The 17,747-nt window shown below is 67.7% G+C and carries 20 protein-coding genes; 12 read left to right on the top strand and 8 right to left on the bottom strand.

Annotated elements, in window-relative coordinates; all coding sequences use genetic code 11:
- Positions 1-135 precede the first annotated feature (135 nt).
- On the bottom strand, positions 136-279 hold the full coding sequence (locus EAF64_RS20895) for a hypothetical protein (RefSeq protein ID WP_193767616.1): 144 nt from the start codon (positions 277-279) through the stop codon (positions 136-138).
- A gap of 130 nt (positions 280-409) precedes the next feature.
- On the opposite strand from EAF64_RS20895, the gene EAF64_RS07845 reads away from it, so the two are divergent.
- From EAF64_RS07845 to EAF64_RS07855, 3 genes are all read left to right on the top strand, one after another.
- Positions 410-1,597, top strand: coding sequence for an inorganic phosphate transporter (locus EAF64_RS07845; RefSeq protein WP_129068414.1), 1,188 nt, complete (start codon positions 410-412; stop codon positions 1,595-1,597).
- An 86-nt stretch (positions 1,598-1,683) separates the two neighbouring features.
- Positions 1,684-3,000 carry a LamG domain-containing protein gene (locus tag EAF64_RS07850; protein ID WP_129068415.1) on the top strand — a complete coding sequence of 439 codons (1,317 nt, stop codon included), beginning with the start codon at positions 1,684-1,686 and terminating at the stop codon, positions 2,998-3,000.
- Between the two features lie 55 nt (positions 3,001-3,055).
- Positions 3,056-3,265 carry a hypothetical protein gene (locus tag EAF64_RS07855; protein ID WP_129068416.1) on the top strand — a complete coding sequence of 70 codons (210 nt, stop codon included), beginning with the start codon at positions 3,056-3,058 and terminating at the stop codon, positions 3,263-3,265.
- On the opposite strand, the gene EAF64_RS07860 is transcribed toward EAF64_RS07855, so the two are convergent.
- Both EAF64_RS07860 and EAF64_RS07865 read right to left on the bottom strand, forming a co-directional pair.
- Positions 3,262-3,750, bottom strand: coding sequence for a hypothetical protein (locus tag EAF64_RS07860; RefSeq protein WP_129068417.1), 489 nt, complete (start codon positions 3,748-3,750; stop codon positions 3,262-3,264). The genes EAF64_RS07855 and EAF64_RS07860 overlap by 4 nt on opposite strands.
- A gap of 74 nt (positions 3,751-3,824) precedes the next feature.
- Positions 3,825-5,219: a hemolysin family protein gene (locus EAF64_RS07865; protein WP_129068418.1), complete on the bottom strand. Its 1,395-nt coding sequence runs from the start codon at positions 5,217-5,219 to the stop codon at positions 3,825-3,827.
- A gap of 172 nt (positions 5,220-5,391) precedes the next feature.
- Here EAF64_RS07865 and EAF64_RS07870 point away from each other — a divergent pair, with 172 nt between their 5' ends.
- From EAF64_RS07870 to EAF64_RS07880, 3 genes are read left to right on the top strand one after another with little or no spacing between them, the layout of a single operon-like run.
- Positions 5,392-5,667: a glutathione S-transferase N-terminal domain-containing protein gene (locus tag EAF64_RS07870; protein ID WP_129068419.1), complete on the top strand. Its 276-nt coding sequence runs from the start codon at positions 5,392-5,394 to the stop codon at positions 5,665-5,667.
- 5 nt (positions 5,668-5,672) lie between these two features.
- Positions 5,673-6,200, top strand: coding sequence for a redoxin domain-containing protein (locus EAF64_RS07875; RefSeq protein ID WP_129068590.1), 528 nt, complete (start codon positions 5,673-5,675; stop codon positions 6,198-6,200).
- 37 nt (positions 6,201-6,237) lie between these two features.
- Positions 6,238-6,816, top strand: a complete 579-nt coding sequence (locus tag EAF64_RS07880) for an L-threonylcarbamoyladenylate synthase (RefSeq protein ID WP_129068420.1) — start codon at positions 6,238-6,240, stop codon at positions 6,814-6,816.
- A gap of 507 nt (positions 6,817-7,323) precedes the next feature.
- Here EAF64_RS07880 and citZ read toward each other — a convergent pair.
- The gene (citZ, locus tag EAF64_RS07885; RefSeq protein WP_129068421.1) at positions 7,324-8,460 is read right to left on the bottom strand and encodes a citrate synthase; all 1,137 of its coding nucleotides are present in this window, start codon (positions 8,458-8,460) and stop codon (positions 7,324-7,326) included.
- A 279-nt stretch (positions 8,461-8,739) separates the two neighbouring features.
- Here citZ and EAF64_RS07890 point away from each other — a divergent pair, with 279 nt between their 5' ends.
- Positions 8,740-9,972: a potassium channel family protein gene (locus EAF64_RS07890; RefSeq protein ID WP_129068422.1), complete on the top strand. Its 1,233-nt coding sequence runs from the start codon at positions 8,740-8,742 to the stop codon at positions 9,970-9,972.
- Here the strand turns inward: EAF64_RS07890 and EAF64_RS21335 are convergent.
- Positions 9,969-10,349, bottom strand: coding sequence for a DUF7536 family protein (locus EAF64_RS21335; protein WP_227738908.1), 381 nt, complete (start codon positions 10,347-10,349; stop codon positions 9,969-9,971). The genes EAF64_RS07890 and EAF64_RS21335 overlap by 4 nt on opposite strands.
- 108 nt (positions 10,350-10,457) lie before the next feature.
- On the opposite strand from EAF64_RS21335, the gene EAF64_RS07900 reads away from it, so the two are divergent.
- Together EAF64_RS07900 and EAF64_RS07905 are read left to right on the top strand one after the other, a co-directional pair.
- The gene (locus tag EAF64_RS07900) at positions 10,458-11,414 is read left to right on the top strand and encodes a succinylglutamate desuccinylase/aspartoacylase family protein (protein WP_129068423.1); all 957 of its coding nucleotides are present in this window, start codon (positions 10,458-10,460) and stop codon (positions 11,412-11,414) included.
- A 187-nt stretch (positions 11,415-11,601) separates the two neighbouring features.
- A complete protein-coding gene (locus EAF64_RS07905; RefSeq protein ID WP_129068424.1) occupies positions 11,602-12,087 on the top strand; it encodes a hypothetical protein in 486 nt (161 codons plus the stop codon).
- A 4-nt stretch (positions 12,088-12,091) separates the two neighbouring features.
- Here EAF64_RS07905 and EAF64_RS07910 read toward each other — a convergent pair whose 3' ends face one another.
- Entirely contained in the window at positions 12,092-13,399 is a 1,308-nt protein-coding gene (locus tag EAF64_RS07910; protein ID WP_129068425.1) for a tRNA(Ile)(2)-agmatinylcytidine synthase, read from the bottom strand.
- Between the two features lie 146 nt (positions 13,400-13,545).
- On the opposite strand from EAF64_RS07910, the gene EAF64_RS07915 reads away from it, so the two are divergent.
- Positions 13,546-14,508 (top strand): transcriptional regulator, encoded by a 963-nt coding sequence (locus EAF64_RS07915; RefSeq protein WP_129068426.1) that lies wholly within the window; start codon positions 13,546-13,548, stop codon positions 14,506-14,508.
- 149 nt (positions 14,509-14,657) lie between these two features.
- On the opposite strand, the gene EAF64_RS07920 is transcribed toward EAF64_RS07915, so the two are convergent.
- Entirely contained in the window at positions 14,658-14,903 is a 246-nt protein-coding gene (locus EAF64_RS07920; protein ID WP_129068427.1) for a glutathione S-transferase N-terminal domain-containing protein, read from the bottom strand.
- A gap of 120 nt (positions 14,904-15,023) precedes the next feature.
- Here EAF64_RS07920 and EAF64_RS20900 point away from each other — a divergent pair, with 120 nt between their 5' ends.
- Entirely contained in the window at positions 15,024-16,025 is a 1,002-nt protein-coding gene (locus EAF64_RS20900) for a halocyanin domain-containing protein (protein ID WP_193767617.1), read from the top strand.
- On the opposite strand, the gene EAF64_RS07930 is transcribed toward EAF64_RS20900, so the two are convergent.
- Complete coding sequence (locus EAF64_RS07930) at positions 16,022-16,762, bottom strand: plastocyanin/azurin family copper-binding protein (protein WP_129068428.1); 741 nt, start codon at positions 16,760-16,762, stop codon at positions 16,022-16,024. The genes EAF64_RS20900 and EAF64_RS07930 overlap by 4 nt on opposite strands.
- A gap of 318 nt (positions 16,763-17,080) precedes the next feature.
- On the opposite strand from EAF64_RS07930, the gene EAF64_RS07935 reads away from it, so the two are divergent.
- Positions 17,081-17,746, top strand: coding sequence for a hypothetical protein (locus EAF64_RS07935; RefSeq protein WP_129068429.1), 666 nt, complete (start codon positions 17,081-17,083; stop codon positions 17,744-17,746).
- Position 17,747 lies beyond the last annotated feature (1 nt).

Here is a 17,747-nt window from a genome sequence, read left to right on the forward strand (position 1 = left end):
GGGGTAGTCCCGGGCCAGTCTCGGACGGACTCGTCTCACTCGTGGTCTTCGGACAGTCCTCACAGGAGCAGTTGTCGCCGTGCCCCCCTCAACCGACGCCCAAAACAGTGCGGGGAACGACCCGCTGTGCCGGGGCTACCAGTCCCGTTCGATGGAGAACCCGCCGCAGTCAGGACAGACCTGTCGCCGGGCCTCGTACCGTGCGCCACAGCACTGACACTCGTACTCCCCGTGCCGTCCGGCGAACCGCCGTAGTCGTTCGAGTACCACTGCCCCCACCTACCACGCACTATCCACGCCATCACGTATAATTATTCGGCAACTACGGCGCAAAAAACGTCGCATAACACCGTGCCGAGCGCCCGATGACGGCAGGTTATTACGCCTGCCGGCTGTAGCCGCCTATCGAATGGTCGCTGGAGGGACGCTCGCGACGTTTCTGGTCGCTGGAGCCGCAAGTCTGTTCATGGCCTGGGCCATCGGCGCCGGGTCGTCCGGGTCGACGCCCTTCGCTCCGGCGGTCGGAGCCAACGCCATCTCGGTGATGCGCGCCGGCTTCATCGTCGGTCTGCTCGGCCTGGCCGGCGCGGTCCTGCAGGGCGCGAACGTCACCGAGGCGGTCGGTCGGGAACTGATCCTGAACGCGACGCTCTCTCCGACTGCGGCCGTCGTCGCGCTCATCACCGCGGCGGTTCTGGTCGCCATCGGCGTGTTCGCCGGCTATCCAATCGCCACCGCCTTCACCGTCACCGGTGCGGTCGTCGGCGTCGGCCTGGCGCTGGGCGGCGACCCCGCCTGGGCCAAGTACCAGGAGATCGTCTCGCTGTGGGTCGCCGTCCCCTTCGTCGGCGGCGGGATCGCCTACGGCACCGCCAAGACACTCCGGGACGAACGCGTGCCCGAGTCGCTAGCGGTCCCCCTGCTGGCCGGCCTCGTCGGTGCGATCCTCGCGAACGTCCGCTTCGTCGTCCTCGGTCCGCCCGGCGAGGCCGCGTCGCTCACCGGCGTCGCCGCCACTGTACTCCCCGAGTTCTCGCCGCTCCTCGTCTACGCTGGCGCGACGCTGGCGGCCGCGGCGCTGGTCGCCGTCGTCCTCTGGTGGGACCTCCGCGGGAATCCCGAAGCCGGCCAGCGCCACTTCCTGCTCGCGCTCGGCGGACTCGTCGCGTTCTCGGCCGGCGGCAGCCAGGTGGGCCTGGCACTCGGTCCCCTCCTGCCCCTGCTCGACCCCTTCGCGGTCCCCCTCGTCGCGGTCCTGCTGGGCGGCGGGTTCGGCCTCCTGCTCGGCTCGTGGACCGGCGCACCACGGATGATCAAGGCGCTCGCACAGGACTACTCGGCGCTGGGCCCGCGCCGCTCCATCGCCGCGCTCATCCCATCGTTCGCCATCGCCCAGACCGCCGTCTTCTTCGGCATCCCCGTCTCCTTCAACGAGATCATCGTCAGCGCCATCATCGGCAGCGGCTTCGCCGCCGGGGGTAGCGGCGTCAGCGGCGAGAAGATGGGCTACACCGTCCTCGCGTGGATCGGCTCGCTCGTCCTCGCTTTCACCCTCAGCTACGGCGCGTTCACCGCCGTCGACGTACTGCTGGTCTGAGCGTTCCCCGCTCCGATCCGGAACCACCGGGCGTCACCCGCCCACGATGCCGCCGTTCAGTTCTTGTCGGTGCAGAAAGACATTTTATGATCGAAACCAAGGACGACACGACAATGCGGCGGTATGTAAGCGGTGGACGGACCAGACGAGCGCTGTTGCGGGGCACGGCGGTCGCGGTGGCCGCCGGGGTGGCCGGGTGTTCGGGCGGCGACGACCCCGGAACCGACGACTCTGGAGACGACACAGGGACGAGTAGCGACGACACGACCGATTCGGACGCCCAGACACCGGCCGATCCGGCCGGGCAGGAACCCGGGGGTCCTTCGGACTACGCGTTCAGACTGGACGACCAGTTGCCCAGCGGCTTCCGGAACGAGGGCGTGATCCGTCGTGAGGGCGACACCGCCGTCGGTTCGCAGGCCTGGGCGTTCGACGACAGCTACATTCGCACCGACTACGTCTGGGGGGAGACCGACCACGACGGTACGCTGGCGGCGTGGGTATACGTGCCGGCCACCGAGACGAACAACGACCGCGCCCGGGACATCCTCAGTGCCCACGACGACGGACAGACCGGCAACACACGGTTTGCACAACTGGGACTGCGACAGCGATCCGACGGCACGGGCGTCGCCCTGGTGAAGAACAAGGTCAGAGCCGACGCTGCGGTCCCGACCGCTGCCGATTTCCCCGTCGGCGAGTGGTTCCACCTCGCGGGCGTCGTCGACAAGGCCGCGGGCGAGGTCCGGCTCTACCTCGACGGCCAACTCGAAGCGACGGAACCGGACATCGACATCACGATGGAACAGGAAGGCGTGTTCGCCGTCGGTGCCCGGGCCAAGAACCGGGCCGGCACCTACATCTTCGACAGGCGCTTCGTCGGCCGACTCGACGACGTGCGAGCCTACGACAGGACCCTCGACGCCGCCGAGATCGCCGCCCTGGCCGGGACGAATCCCGACGACGGGGCGGGCGAGGACACCTCGCAGTCGGTGCCGTCGGTCCTCCAGCAGTCGCTCCCAGATCCCGAACAGTACCTCGCGCAACGGCAGATCGGTTCCGAACGTGACGTCGGGACCGTCGAAATCTCGACCCGACGAGGGCGCCTCGTCCTGCGTGGTCCCGGGACCGGGCGTGTCACCGCCATCGCGGGCTACCTGGCCGCCGACGACCTCACCCCGGAAGCGACGTGGGGTAAAACCGTGGACGACGACACCAAACTGATCGGCACGGCTGCTGGCGAGCGGCAGGACGGTCTCACCTTCGACTCGTTCCGGGGCGTCGCACTCCGCGCCGTCGCCGGTATCGACCTCGTCGTCGACGGCGAACGGGTCGCGACCGACGTGCGCCAGGTCCGGTACACGCCGGAGGCGGGCGTCATCGAACAGCGACCCCTCCAGTAGCTCCGGGTGCCGACCGGGAGACAGCTTCTTTGACCGACAGCCCCAACGGTCGGCCGTGATCCCGTACTGTGACACGCCGGGCCAGTCCGTCGCGGCCGCCGTCGTCGGCGGCCTGCTCGGCACCGCTCTCGCGCTGGCGACTGGCCTCGACCTCGCGGCCGGTGTCGTCCTGGCGGGCATGCTGGGCGGCCTCGCAGATCTGGTCGCCCACGCCGTCCGCGGCGACGACCAGTTCCGGGCCGCCCTCGCGCAGCTGCGCGGCTAACTCTCCTCGACGGGAAGTCCGGCCTCGCGGAACGCCGTTTTCGCCCGATCGAACGTCTCCTCGCCGTAATCGAGCCACAGCGACGGCATCACAACGTACCGTTTCTTGTGGTCCCCGTTGCGGTCGTACTCGACGACGAACCGCGGGCGCGTGAGGCCCTTCGTCCCCTCCGTCGCCGTGACGCGCGCCACGTCCTCGAGGGGAATCTCCTCGTCGCCCGTGAACCCGCGGAGGTAGTTGCCGACGCGAGCGAGCACGACTACGAGGGCCACGCCGCCGAGAACCAGTCCGAGATCCTGGTACTCGGCCCAGAGAATCAGCGAGAACGGCGTTCCGACGGCGACCAGCATGGCGACGACGTACGCCCAGAACAGGAGACGATTCCCTTCACGGAGTCGGCGGGCGTACCCGCGGATACTCGATTCGATGCGCAGCGTGTCGCCATCGAGGTGACACCGGCCGCGTTTCGTCCGGAAGGAGGGCATGTCCGGTCGTTGTGGCAACGAATCAAGATAAGCTCTGCCACCCGCGCCGGTGGGGCCCAGCGGATCGCCCTCGGCTAATCGTCGGCCGCGGCGTCTTCCGGCTCCGGTTCCTCTTCGTCCTCGTCTCGCTGTGTACGGGTGACCCGCGCTTTCATGATGCGGGTGTTCTCGACCTGTTCGACGCGGATCGCGACGCCGTCGTACTCGATCTCCTCGCCCTCCTCGACGAGGCGGCCCGCGAGGTTGAAGATGAAGCCCGCGATGGTCTCGAACTCCTCGCCCTCCGGGATGTCGATGTCGAGCGCTTCGTTGACCTCCTCGATGTTGACCTCGCCTTTGACGATGGCGCTGTCGTCGCCGACGAACTCGATGGGTTCCTCCTCCTCGCCTTCGAGGATCTCGCCGACGATCTCCTCGGTGAGGTCCTCCATCGTCACCAGTCCCTCGGTGGTGCCGAACTCGTCGATGACGACGACCATGTGGAGGCGTTCGTCGCGCATCTCGGCCAGCAGGTCGTCGACGTTCTTGGACTCGGGGACGTGCAGCGTCGGCTCGATCAGGTCCTCCAGTTCGAGGTCCCCGTCGGCCACGCCGCCGTAGTTGCGGTCCCGGACCAGATCGCGGATGTGGACGACGCCGATGATATTGTCGAGGCTCCCCTCGTAGACCGGGAGGCGGGCGTGGCCCGACTGGACACACTGCTCCATCGCCTCCTCGACGGTGGCGTCTTTCGAGATCGCGTCCACGTCCAGCCGTGGCGTCATGACCTCCTTGGCGATGGTGTTGTTAAACCGGAGCGTGCGCTGGAGCATCTCCCGTTCTTCCTCGTCGAGCACGCCCTCGCGTTCGCCGGTCTCGATGATGTCGCGGATCTCTTGGCGGGTGACGTAGGAGGTCTCGATGGCGGTCTGTCCGCCGGTGACGCGGTTGACCTGCTGGGTGAGGAAGTCGAAGACGACGATCAGCGGCCACAGCACCCGTTCGGCCAGTTTCAGCGGGCGGGCGATGGTCAGCGCCCACGACTCTGTGTTCTCGACGGCGTAACTCTTGGGGGCGCTCTCCCCGAACAACAAGACCAGCGCCGTGATGCCGAACGTCGAGACGGCGACGGCGACGCCCTGGTCGAAGTAGATCGCCAGCAACCCAGTCGTGATCGAGGTCATCGCGATGTTGACCAGGTTGTTCCCGACCAGGATCGTCACGAGCAGGCGGTGGGGATCGGCCTTGAGGTTCTCGAGGGTCTCCGCCGCGGGAACGCCGTCCTCGACGAGCGCGTCGACGCGGTGGGCCGCCAGCGAGAACATGGCGATCTCCGAGGAGGAGAAAAACGCCGACAGCACGAGCAGGAGGAAGACGACGATGGCTCCGCCGATGGGGACGAGGCTATCGGGCAACGGGACGCCCAGTACCTGCGTCGTGAGCGGTCCCGTCGGTGCGAACAGCGGCGCGACGGCCGAGGCTGCGCCCATTACCCGCTGACTTTGCCGTCGGCGGGATTAAGACTTGTCATCGCCGTAATGCGCGCCATCCCGCGGTTTCGCGCCTCTCGCCCTCGATTCCCGACGGGTTCCGTCGAGCGTCCGTGCGAGTTCCGCACAGCGGCCCGAAGGGCTTACCCGGGTCTCGTCCCAATACCCGCCGATGAGCGACCCGGATATCACACTCTACCGGCTGCAGGCGTGTCCGTTCTGTGAACGCGTCGTCCGCAAGCTGGAGGCCTACGACCTCGACTACCGGTCCCGGTTCGTCGAACCGATGCACTCCGACCGGGACGTGGTCAAACGCATCTCGGGCAAGCGAACCGTCCCCGCCATGGTCGACGAGGCCACGGGCGTCACGATGTCGGAAAGCGCCAACATCGTCGACTACCTCGACCGCACCTACGGGGACGCCGACGAGACCGGAGGTGCCGCCTGATGGCGATGGGACTCGACTTCGAGGTCGTCGACCTCCCCGACGCCGATCACCCCGAAGCAGGCGACCAGGCTCCCGACTTCGAGCGTCCCCTCGTCGACCACGAGTACTGGGAGGACCGTGCGCTGTCGGACCTCACCGCCGACGGCCCGGTCCTCCTGCTCTTTCACACTATGGACGGGGCCTTCCCGACGACCTACATGTGGAACGAGGTCCGTGATCGTGGGTGGGGCCAGGGCGAGAGCGACCTCCAAGTCGTCGGCCTCTCGATCTCCTCGCCGTACGAACACAAGACGACCATCGACGAACGTGGGATCGAGGACGCCGACTACCGCCTGTTCTCGGACCCACAGAACGGCGTGGCCGAGGAGTACGACATCGCCCACGATCTGGACGGGATGGCCGGCGTCAGCGAACCCCGACCCGCCGTCTTCCTGCTCGACGCCGAGCGGGTGATCCAGTACGCCTGGGTCGCCGACGAGTGGCCCGAGTTCCCCGACTACGACGAGGTCGAGGCCGCCATCGACGACCTGTAACGACCGACTTTTGCCCGTCGGCGGCCCACCTACTCCCATGACCGACGGAGACATCGAGCGCGCCGCCGACGCCCTGCGCGACGGGGAACTGGTGGTCTACCCCACCGAAACCGTCTACGGCCTCGGCGCGGACGCAACCGACGGCGACACCGTCGAGCGCGTCTTCGAGGCCAAGGGCCGGGACCGCGACAAGCCCGTGTCGCTCGCGGTGCCCGACATCGAGACGGCCCTGGAGTACACCGCACCGACCGCCGACGAGCGTGCGTTCATGCACGAGTTCCTGCCCGGGGCCGTCACGGTGCTGGTCGACCGCAGAGACGTGGTGCCGGACGTGCTGACCAGCGGCGGCGAAAAAGTCGGCGTGCGCGTCCCCGACCACGAGCTGGCGCTCGAACTGCTGGATGCCTTCCACCCCATTACTGCCACCAGTGCCAACGTTTCCGGCACCGGGAGCGTCCGCGAACTCGACGAACTGGGCGAGCAGATCCGCGAGGCCGTCGCCGTCCTGCTCGACGGCGGGCGAACTCCAGGCGGCGGCAGTACCGTCGTCGACGTCGACGCCGGTGAGATTCACCGGCGCGGTCCGCTGGCCGACGAGATCGAGGGCTGGCTTTAGCTCCCGACCGACGACCACACTGCGGCCCCAGCCACGTACCCGACGACTGCGACGCCGAACCCGAACAGTCCCCAGACGAGCGCGTGACCGAGCCAAGCGGGTACGAGCGGGACCAGAACGTACTAGACGGCGACTATCGATCCGCCACTCGTCAGAGACGACAGCACCAGCCGTCTGCGAGTCGACCGCTGTTCCGCGGGCCCCCTTCACGATCGGTGGGCAGTCGCCGGACCACGAACGGCGTCAGGATTCCCGCCAGCAAACCGCCTGCGAACGGGACGGGGCGGAACTGACCGGCCGCACAACCCGTCCAGACGATCCAGCACAGACCCGCGAGTATCGGGACCGTCAGTATGAGCCTGATTCCGGGAACCTGCCAGTCCGAAGGGGGAACGGACTCCTCGCTCACGTCGGGTTCGTTCGTGATCGGCCGTGAAAAGACACCATCGCTCGCGGGTCGTGCCTCCCCGCTCGCGTTTCCGAGCCTCTCCCTGCTGTCGAGGCTCCCTATCGTTCCTCGACCGGCACGAACTCTTCGTCGGTCGAGCCGATGTAGCGACCGCGCGGGCGGATCAGCCGGTTGTCCTCGTACTGTTCGAGGATGTGGGCGATCCAGCCGCCGACGCGGCTCATCGCGAAGATGGGCGTGTAGATGTCGACTGGGATGCCCATCTGGTAGTACGTCGACGCCGAGTAGAAGTCGACGTTCGGGGCCAGGCCCTTCTCCTCGTTCATCCAGTCCTCGATCGAGGTGGAGTACTCGAACCACTTCAGCGAGCCAGCGGCCTCGCCGAGGGCCTTGGACTTGTCCGAGAGGATGCGGGCCCGGGGGTCCTTGACGTTGTAGACGCGGTGGCCGAAACCGGGGACGCGCTCGCCGGCTTCGAGCTTGTCTTTAGCCCACTCGACCGGTTCCTTGCCGGACTCGTCGAGTTCGAGCAGGGCCTCCATCACGTCCTGGTTCGCGCCGCCGTGCAGCGAGCCCGAGAGCGCGCCGATCCCACCGGGGATCGCAGAGTGTAGGTCCGCGAGCGTCGAAGAGATCACCATCGAAGAGAACGTCGAGGCGTTCAGTCCGTGATCGACGTGGAGCACGAGTGCCATGTCGAACGTCTCGGCGAGCACCTCGTCGGGCTCCTCGCCGTTGAGCATGTACAGGAAGTTCTCGGCGTGGCTGAGGTCCTCGCGAGGCGCGACCGGCTCCTCGCCGTCGCGAATCCGCGTGAAGGCCGCGATGATCGTCGGAATCTTCGCGGTGATGCGCCGCCCCTTCTGGAGGTTCGCGTCCCGATCCTGGGGATCGGCCGCCGCGTCGGGGTCGTGTGCCGAGAGACTGGAGACGGCCGTCCGTAGCGCGGCCATCGGGTTCTCGTCGGCCTCGGCCAGCGAACGCACGATGTCGTGCACGTCGTCGTGTAGTTCCCGCTCGGCGCTCATGGCCTCGGTAAATTCGGCGAGCTCCTCGCTGTTCGGGAGGTGGCCGTGCCACAGCAGGTACAGCACTTCCTCGTAGCTCGCGTCACGCGCCAGATCGTCGATGGAGTAGCCCCGGTAGATGAGTTCGCCGGCGTCACCGTCGATGTAACTCAGTTCCGACTCGGCGACCAGGACACCCTCAAGCCCTTTTTTGAGCTCGTCGGACATACGTCGGCGTTCTCTACCTGCCGGGAAAAGCATTATCTTTTGTCCGGCACACGAGCGCCGCCCGCCGCCGGCTCGGTGGACGCGCGAATAAAATCCAGGCTGAAATGTTAAAACTATCCACCACGACAGCCTAGCGTTGAGTAATTGGACTGCCCTCGTCGACAGGGGAGCCGCCGCGGCGCGCTCGCGCGCCGCCCGCAACGGTTGCCGTCTTTACAGTGGTTCGGGACCGGCTGTCGCCGGGCAACGCTTTTCACTCGGCGACGAGGACCCTCGGGTATGGCAGTCGACGACGTCGAGTACGAACCGGTCAGCGTCAAGGAACTGCTGGCCGAGATGAAAGACACCGCGGAACTGCTGATCGACCTCTCGTACTCGGCGGTCCTGCTCGGCTCCGACGAAGTGGCCGAGGAGGTACTGGAACTGGAAGCCAAGATGGACGTGCTCCAGTTGCGCGCGCGCATGGGACTCCTCATGGCCGCCCGCAACCCCGAAGACGCCGAGGCGCTCGCGCCGGTGTTGGGCGTCGTCGGTGCCGCCGAGAAGGTCTCCGACGCCGCCGGCGACATCGCCAAGATCGTCCTCGAAGACATCGGCCTCCCCGACGCCATGCGGGCCGCTCTCCCCGAGGCCGTCGAGACGGTCGTGCGCGCCGTCGTCGTCCCGGACTCGCCCTTCGCCGACCGGACGCTCGAACGGATCAACCTCGAAACCGAGACCGGCGTGCGCGCCATCGCCATCCGGCGCGAGGGCGAGTGGCTCTTCAATCCGGGCCCGGAGACCACGCTCCACCCCGACGACGTGGTCATCTTCCGGGGCTCCGAAGAGGGCATCGCCGGGGTCTACGAGGACGCCAGCGGCCGGGCGTACGTCCCGCCCGAACCGCCCGAACCGGGGATCGACGACCTCGAACGCGCCGTGGACTCCATCGTCCACATGAAAAACATGAGCGAACTCGCGGTCGACCTGGCCTACGGGGCCGTCCTGTTCGACTCGGATGCCGTCGCCGAGGAGGTGCTAGAACTGGAAGCCGAGGTCGACGCCCTCCAGTCCCGCTTCGAGGCCTGGACGCTGCAGGCCGCCAGCCGCGTCGACGACCCCGTGGACCTCCGGGGGCTCGTCCAGCTCGCCAGCGCGACCGAGGTCATCAGCGACGCCGCCCTGGAGATCAGCGAGGGCGTCCTCCGCGGCCTGGGTACCCACCCCGTCGTCGCCGAGGCCGTCCGCGAATCCGACGAGGTGATCGTCCGGCTGACGGTCGCCCCGGACAGCGACCTCGCGGACGTCACGCTCGGCGAGAAGATGGTCAAGACCGAGACCGGGATGCGCGTCATCGCCGTCCGACGCGGCCGGACCGAGAGCGAACGCACCGGCCGCGAGGGCGGCAGCTGGGTCATCTCGCCCGGCCCGGAGACTGAACTGCACCCCGGCGACGTGTTGATCGCAAAGGGGACCCGTTCGGGAAGCGACCGGCTGGCCGATCTCGCCGGTGACGAACCCGTGGACGGCTAGAGTGTCTTCGAGAGCCGGTACGCGTCCCGTAGCACCAGCGCCGCCGTCACCAGCGCGCCCAGCCCCGTCGCGAGGACGAACGCCAGCGCCACGTAGTACAGTGGCGACCGGTCGACGCCGGGCACCACGACGAAGAACGTGAACACCGCGGCCGTGAACACGAAGCCGAAGATGAACCCGCGAAAGGCGTTGTCCCGGACGTTCAGCGCCTCGATCATCGCCGCTGCGCCGCCCGGCCGCTCGGGGCGCGTGTCCTCCCACTCGGCCTCGACGTCCGCCGTCGTTCCCTCTTCGGGGCTGGGCTCCGACGCGGCCCCGTTCGCACCACTGGCGGGACCGCCGTCCGGGCTCGCGGGTGCGTCAGCGTCGTCTGTCACACCTCCACTAACGACTCCCGAGGCAAAATCGCGTCGGTCCCGTTCGGTTCCGGCAGGCCGTGGAACATATCGAACGGCCTAAGACCGTGCAACCGCCCGTTGGTGATAATGACCAGCCTCGGCACGGCGACTGCGGCCCCCGGCGAGATCGACACCGGGCGGCTGTTCGTCGGCGAGACTCGTGACGGCACCGAGGTCGGACTGCCGGTCGCGGTCGTCAACGGTGCCGACAGCGGGAAGACGCTCTACGTGCAGGCCGCGAGCGACGGCGACGAGCTCAACGGCGTCGGCGTGATCCAGCGCCTCGTCCCCCAGCTCGACCCCGACGACATCGCCGGCACCATCCTGCTCGTCGGCATCGTCAACTACCACGCCTTCCAGGTCGCCGAACACCGCAACCCGGTCGACGATACGAAGATGAACCGGACGTACCCCGGCGACGAACGGGGCACCTCCAGCGAGCGCATCGCCGCCGCCACCTTCGAGGCCGCCACCCGCGCCGACCTCGTGCTGGACCTCCACCAGGGCTCGACCTCCCGGATGATCGAGGAGTGTCGCGTCCGCTGTGGCCCGCGCCACCGCCTCCACGACGAGTGTCTCGAACTCGCGAAGGTCTTCGGCTGTGGCTACATCCTCGATCAGAAAGGCCCCGACGGCCAGCTCGCCCGCGCCGGCCCCGACGACGGCGTCCCCACCATCGACCCCGAACTCGGGGGCTGTGTCGGCTGGGACGACCACTCCATCGAGATCGGCGTCCAGGGCGTCAAGAACGTCCTCGCGTACTACGGCTTCACCGACGAGACCCACGTCCCCGACCCGCAGACCCGCGCGAGCGGCTTCGAGCAGTACGGCGCACCCGCCGGCGGGCTCGTCACCTTCCACAAGGACCTCGGAGACAGGGTCGCCCGCAACGACACCCTCTTCGAGATCACCGACGCGTTCGGCCAGTCCAAGGCCGAGGTCACCGCCGACTCCCAGGGCGTGTTCTGGAGAACTCGTCGCCTCCCGCAGGTCGCCACCGGCGAGTACGTCTGTTCGGTCGGGACGGACGTCGACTCTTTCTGACCCACTTTTTATGTCGGGGGGTGCGCGTGGCGCACCCCCCATCGCAAAAACTTGGGGAAAAACTGCCGGACGCGAGCCAGCGGCTCGCGTCCGGTACGACGCGGAGTGCCGACCGCAACCGCCCCGCGACCGCGACCGCGCCGCACCGCCGCAGAAAGTACTTACCGCTGACACCTACAGCACCCGCATGGACTGGGATCGGGGAACGTGGCTGGTGGCCGTCGGAGCTGTCATGCTCGCCGGCGCGGCCGGCGGCGGCTTCGTCGTCTTCGATTCCGACTACGTCCACGAACTCCAGAACGATTCCGCGGCGTTCGATGCCTCAAAAGAGGGGCACCTCCACTACGCGAACCTCTCGGAACGCGGGCAAGAGGTCGTCGACCGAACTATCGAACGCGGTGAGTACATCGTCGAACGCGAGGGCGAGACTGCACCTGAGTTCATGTATATCGATGATGGCGTTGGCCGGTACATTATCCAGCGTAACGGCCGTGCCTACGAGATTACGACGCACCGGGAGGGGCCCGGGATGGGGCTCCTCTGGGTCCCTGCGATGTTCATCCTGCTTCCGCTGGGTATGGCGGGGGCCGCCTGCGTCGTGGCCGGGATCATCCTCGTCGCGTTCGATGCGTATCGGCGGCGAACCGCGGACCGTCCTCCTGACGAGAACTGATCTCTCACCGCTCCGGATGCGTCGGCCCGTCGAACCCACCTCTCACTAACGGCTTCGCAACGTGCCGTCGCGCACACGGCGGCACCTCGTACCATCCGAGTTCGAGGTCGCGCTCGACTGCGCGCTCGACCTTCCCCTCGGCGCTGGTCCCGCAGTCCCGACAGCGATACCCCGCGTTCGCGCCGGCGCTCTTCATCGACCGGCCACAGTCCGGACAGTCCGGCGTGACGAGTTCCGTCCGGTTCAGGTCGTGAACGGCGAACTTCTCCAGTTTGCAGGTTCCACCCGAGACCTCCCCGCAGACGGTCACGCGGTCGCCGACCCGGAGCGCGCGCACGCGGTCACGGAACCGCTTGGTCGGTTCGAACGCGGCACAGGCGAGGGAATCGGCCGCCGCGTCCGGAAACCCGAGCGTGAAGAAGACGTGCCCGCCTTCCCGCGTCTCCGGAGCCTCGACGACCTCGCCGGTGACGCGAATTGCGTGATCCTCGGCGATTCCGTCCGGTTCGACAGTGCGGAGGTGCTGGTCGGTCCCCTGGTTCGTGACGAACGTCGCCCGGCGCTCGATGGGTTCGCTCTCGATGGCCTCGGCGGCCGCTTCGACGCTCTCGTGGTCGTCACCCCGGATGCCGTAGAGGACGGGGCCGGGCGTGTTCGGGACACAGACTGCCTCCCCCTCGCCGCGGTCCACCGTGTCCCAGATGTCGGGGTAGAACTCCTCGGCCACCGAAAAGACCGATTCCGGATCGACGTCGCGCTCGCTCCCCCAGCGCTCGCGCTCGCGGTAGGTCAGACACTCGTAGGTCCACTCCTCGCGCACGGCCCACGAACTCCCCTCGCGCAGACCGGCCCACGCGCCGGCGGCCGCGCTCGCACCGACGAGCCCACGACCGTTCCCCCAGCCACGATGGCGGTAGCCGCCCGCGTCGAGCGGGTCGCGTACGTCGGTCTCGGGGTCGAGGACCTCCCGAATCGCCCGCCGGGGGAGGGCCCGAAGCCAGTCCGACTTTACGCCGAGGCCGTCGTCGGTCGCCACGACGCCCGGGTTGGTCCGGTCGTCGCCGGTCTCGGCGGTCTCGTCCACGAGGCTCGTCGCCAACTCGAAGGCCTCGTCGACGCCGAGGTCGCAGTGGACCGCCAGCGCGGCGTTCCCCCGCGTCTTGTACTCGACGGCTGGATTCAGCCGAACCAGGAGCAGACGCTCGACGTGGCCGCCCGCGCGGCGCACTCGCTCGGCCAGCACGGCGGCGGCGTACGTCGTACACATCCCTCGCGTCCGGGAATCGGTGTCGTCCAACCCGACGATGGTCACGACCGCCCTTTCCGTGCCGCCGGAGTAACGCGTTTCGGACGAATCACAGTATATGAAACTATCGCCGAAGAACTTCGAAAACCGCCGGACGGGGCGTGTCCCACCGTCACAAACGTTTTATGCGAGGCCTTACTAAAGTATCCCTGATGTCACGATCCGCACTGGTCGGCAACGTCACCGCGATGTTGCGGGACGCGGGCTTTCTCGTCAGCGACCGGTGTGCGATCCGGCCCAAGAGCTTCGACGTCGCGGCCCGCCGCGGTGAGGACACGGTCCTGGTGAAGATCCTCGGCAACATCGACGCCTTCGACGCCAAGACGGGCGCGGAGATGCGCCGCCTCGGCGAGTACCTGCGAGCGACGCCCGTCGTCATCGGATTGCGGACCCGCGACGAGGATCTCAAGCCCGGCGTCGTCTACTTCCGCCACGGCGTGCCGGTCCTCTCGCCCGACACCGCGATGGATCTATTCGTCGAGGAGGTGCCGCCCCTGATCTACGCCGCGCCCGGCGGCCTGTACGTCAACATCGACAGCGAGGTGCTGGCCGACGCCCGCGAGGATCGGGACTGGTCGCTGGGCCGACTCGCCCAGGAACTCGGCGTCTCCCGCCGGACCGTCTCGAAGTACGAGGACGGCATGGACGCCTCCGTCGAGGTCGCCACACAGCTCGAAGAACTGTTCGAGGCCCCGCTCACGTCGCCCGTCGACGTGATCGACGGTGCCGATCAGGTCCGCGAAGACGAGCCGATGCCGGACGATCCCGAGGTCGATCCCGACGACGAACCGGTCGTCACCGTCCTCACCCGTGTCGGCTTCGACGTGCACCCGACCGACCGCGCACCGTTCAAGACGATCAGCGAGGAGCGAGACCGCGAGCAGCGTATGCTCACCGGCCACTCGGAGTTCACCGAAACCGCCGAAAAGCGTGCGCGGATCATGTCCTCCGTGGGCCGGGTCACTCGAACTACCTCGATCTACGTCGTCGACCGTGCCCGGCAAGAATCGGTCGACGGGACCGCCCTCATCGAACGCGAGGAGATCGAGAACATCCGGGACGTCGAAGACCTCAAGGACCTCATCAAAGAGCGGGCCGACGAGACGCCGGCCTAGACGGTTCGGGGTGCGGCGGCGGTCACCGCCAGCGTCCGCGGCGCAGAGCGCCGCGGTTCACTCGACACGAGCGAAACGAGCGTCGAGGAAGCTTTTGTACTAAATTTTTGCGAGTGGGGGTCGTCCTCGACGACCCCCGAAGTAAAAATTCAGGCGTACGTGTTCTCCAGATATTCCACGATGTCGTCGGACTCGGGCATCCCCTCGACGCCGTTGTCGGGGTCGACTAGCACCGGGACACCGGTCTGACCACTGATCGACTCGACTTCGGTGCGCTCGCTGTGGCTGCGCGGAACCATGTGGGACTCGTAGTCCAGGTCCAGTTCGTCCAGTTTCTTGATGACCTTCGCACAGTACGGGCACCCTTCCAGTTCGTAGAGTTCGAGGTTTGCCATCGGCCTCCGTAGGACACACAGCCACAAATGCCCCACGGTGCTGTGCGGGCCGCGCACAGGCCTGTTGGCCGCGGCCGGGAGTCCACAAACGATTTACTTCGGTCTCTGGAAGCTGTTGACATGGCAACACGACGGTCCCTGCTTGCCAGGTGCGGACAGGTCACGGCGGCCGGTGCCCTCCTCGGCGTCGCGGGCTGTGTCGATCGCTCGGCGTCCGGGAGCGGTGGCGAGACGGACACGGAGCCGGAGACGGACGAACCGGCGGCGACGCCGACGGCCGAAGGAGCGGCTGGCGGCCGGCCCGACTTCGGCGGCTGGCTCGACGACGCGAACGGGTTCGACGGCGAGGTGATGGACGCGACCGGACAGGAGACGGTGACGGTGACCGTCGGTGCGGGCGAGGACGCGTTCGCGTTCGACCCGCCGGCGGTCCACGTCGACAGCGGCACCACCGTCGAGTTCGAGTGGACCGGCGAGGGCGGCGCACACGACGTCGTCTCGGCCGAGAGCGGTCCCCTCGACTCGGGTTCGGCGGTCGGCGGCGAGGGCGTCCACTACGAACACACCTTCGAGGAGGACGGCGTCTTCGACTACACCTGCCTGCCCCACCAGAGCATCGGGATGCTCGGGAGTGTCGTCGTCGGGACGGACTATCCGACGACCGATGAGCCGTTCTCCGACGGCGACGAGGGGGCGGGTGAAGCGGTCCCCGACGACGAGCAGGGTCACTACCTCGACGACGCGAACGGCTACGACGGCGGCGTGCCCACGGACAGGCGGGGGCAGAACGAAGTGACGGTCCGCGTGGGGGCCGGCGAGCAGGGCTACGCGTTCGAACCCGCGACCGCCCTCGTCGACCCCGGAACGACGGTGCGCTGGGAGTGGACCGGTGACGGCGGTGCGCACAACGTCGTCGCTCGGGACGGCGCGTTCGACTCGGGATCGCCCGAGGCCGGAGACGACGTGTCCTTCGGGTACACGGTCACCGAGTCCGGGAGCCACATGTACGGCTGTCTCCCTCACGAAGCGCTCGGTATGAAAGGCGCGATTGCGGTCGCGCCGGAGCAGGAGGCGGGCGACACGGCGACCGCAGTCACCCTGGCGACGGACGGGGGCGCTTAGACCTGGTTGTCGGCGTTCTCGACGCTGTAGCGGTCGGACTCGCGGTCGTACCGCGAGAGGAGGTACGCGAAGATCGTCCCGAACACGCCGGCGCCGGCCCAGAACTGCCAGGGCAGGGGCTCCAGTCCGCCGGGAACGAACGGGTAGGAGATGGCCCCCTCTTCGACGATCTTCTGACTGTCGGGCATGACACCGCTGCCGGGCGAATCGGTGATCGAGCCCTCGGTCGCGGGGCCGCCCGGTTCGCCACAGACGATGCGCCCGACCATGCCCAGCGACTTGTGGGGCGAACAGTAGTAGTCGTAGGTGCCTTCGGTGGCGAAGGTGTAACTGAACGTCGCGCCCTGCTTCTCGAAGACGCCGCTGTCGAAACTCCGGGCCCCCTCGGGGATGCGCCGGGTCTCGGCGCGGTCGTTGTCCGTCGAGTAGGTGGCCGCGCTGTGGGAGCCGGAGGCGTTGACGAAGGTGACGGTGTCGCCCGGCTGGACGTGCAACCCGACGGGGTCGAAGTAGTAGCTCCCGCTCTCGGTGATCATCTGGACCTCGTAGGTCTCCCCGTCGGCGGGCATCGCCGGTCGGCCACCGGCGTCGGTCCCGTTCCCGGCGGTCCCGTTGGCCGCGGTCTGGTTCCCGGCACTGGATTCGTTCTCCTGTGTCGTGGCGGCCGCCGGAGCCGCGAAGGCGGTCCCCGTCAGACCGCTGGCCCCGAGGCGTCGGAGGTAGGTGCGTCGATTCATGGTTCGGGCCGAACCGTTCGTCCGGACGTCTCGTCGTCCGGATAGTATGTCTGTCGGAATCCACCCGTGGAAACCCCGAACAACGGGAAAACAACTCGCGACAACTGGCCGAACGCGAACGGAAGAGGCATAAACCAGACTCGAACACCTTCGAATTAGTAATGTTCTGTCCCGCACGGTCTGCGGTGACGGCTCCGGACGGGGTTCGTCGCCACGGCGTGTGGGTCGATGGCACGGCATTCCCCCGCTACTTATGAGTCACACAGTACACACTGACACGTTCCAGACTGTCCGTCGGCCCGTCGCCGGTGATCGCAGATGAGACGTGAGACGGTGATCATCGTCTTGTTGATCGCGTCGGTGTTGCTCCCGATGTGGTACGTCGCGCTCACCAGTGGCACTCCGGGCAGTGGTATCGGTCTCGGGAACGGTGCGGACCCCATCCCGGTCAACCAGTCGGCACCGATCGACCCGACCGGGAAGTTCCTCCCCACGCCCGTCGAAGTCGGTCCCAACCAGTCCGGGGTGGTCACCTGGGTCGCCCTGCTGGTGACCGTCGCCGGGATGTCCGGTGCGGCACGGTTCATCGACCGACTCGGGCACACGCGCGAATCGGTAGCGAAATCCGATGTCGAGGCGGACGGCGGCCCCGCGAGCGACGCGAGCGGGGCCTCGTCGGAGCCTCGCTCTGACGGTGGGAAGCCGGTCGTGAAGGTGCCCCCCTATCTGCAGACCGACACCCGCTGGATCGTCGACTACTGGCCCGCGCCGGCCAATCGGACGGGTCTGATCGCGCTCGCGGGACTGGCCTGGAGCACCATCGTCTTCGCCGCTCTGCTGGGACTGGAGGGGCTCGGCCAGGCGCGCAACCAGTTCGTCGGGGTCTACGCCGGCATGCTGTTCCTCTCGCTGGCGGCCACGGTGCTGGTCTACGCCGTCTTCTTCACCCCTTCGATCACCGTCGCCGAACGGAGGGATCACTGAC

Source organism: Halorientalis pallida (genome assembly GCF_004118325.1).
Taxonomy (GTDB): Archaea; Halobacteriota; Halobacteria; order Halobacteriales; family Haloarculaceae; genus Halorientalis; species Halorientalis pallida.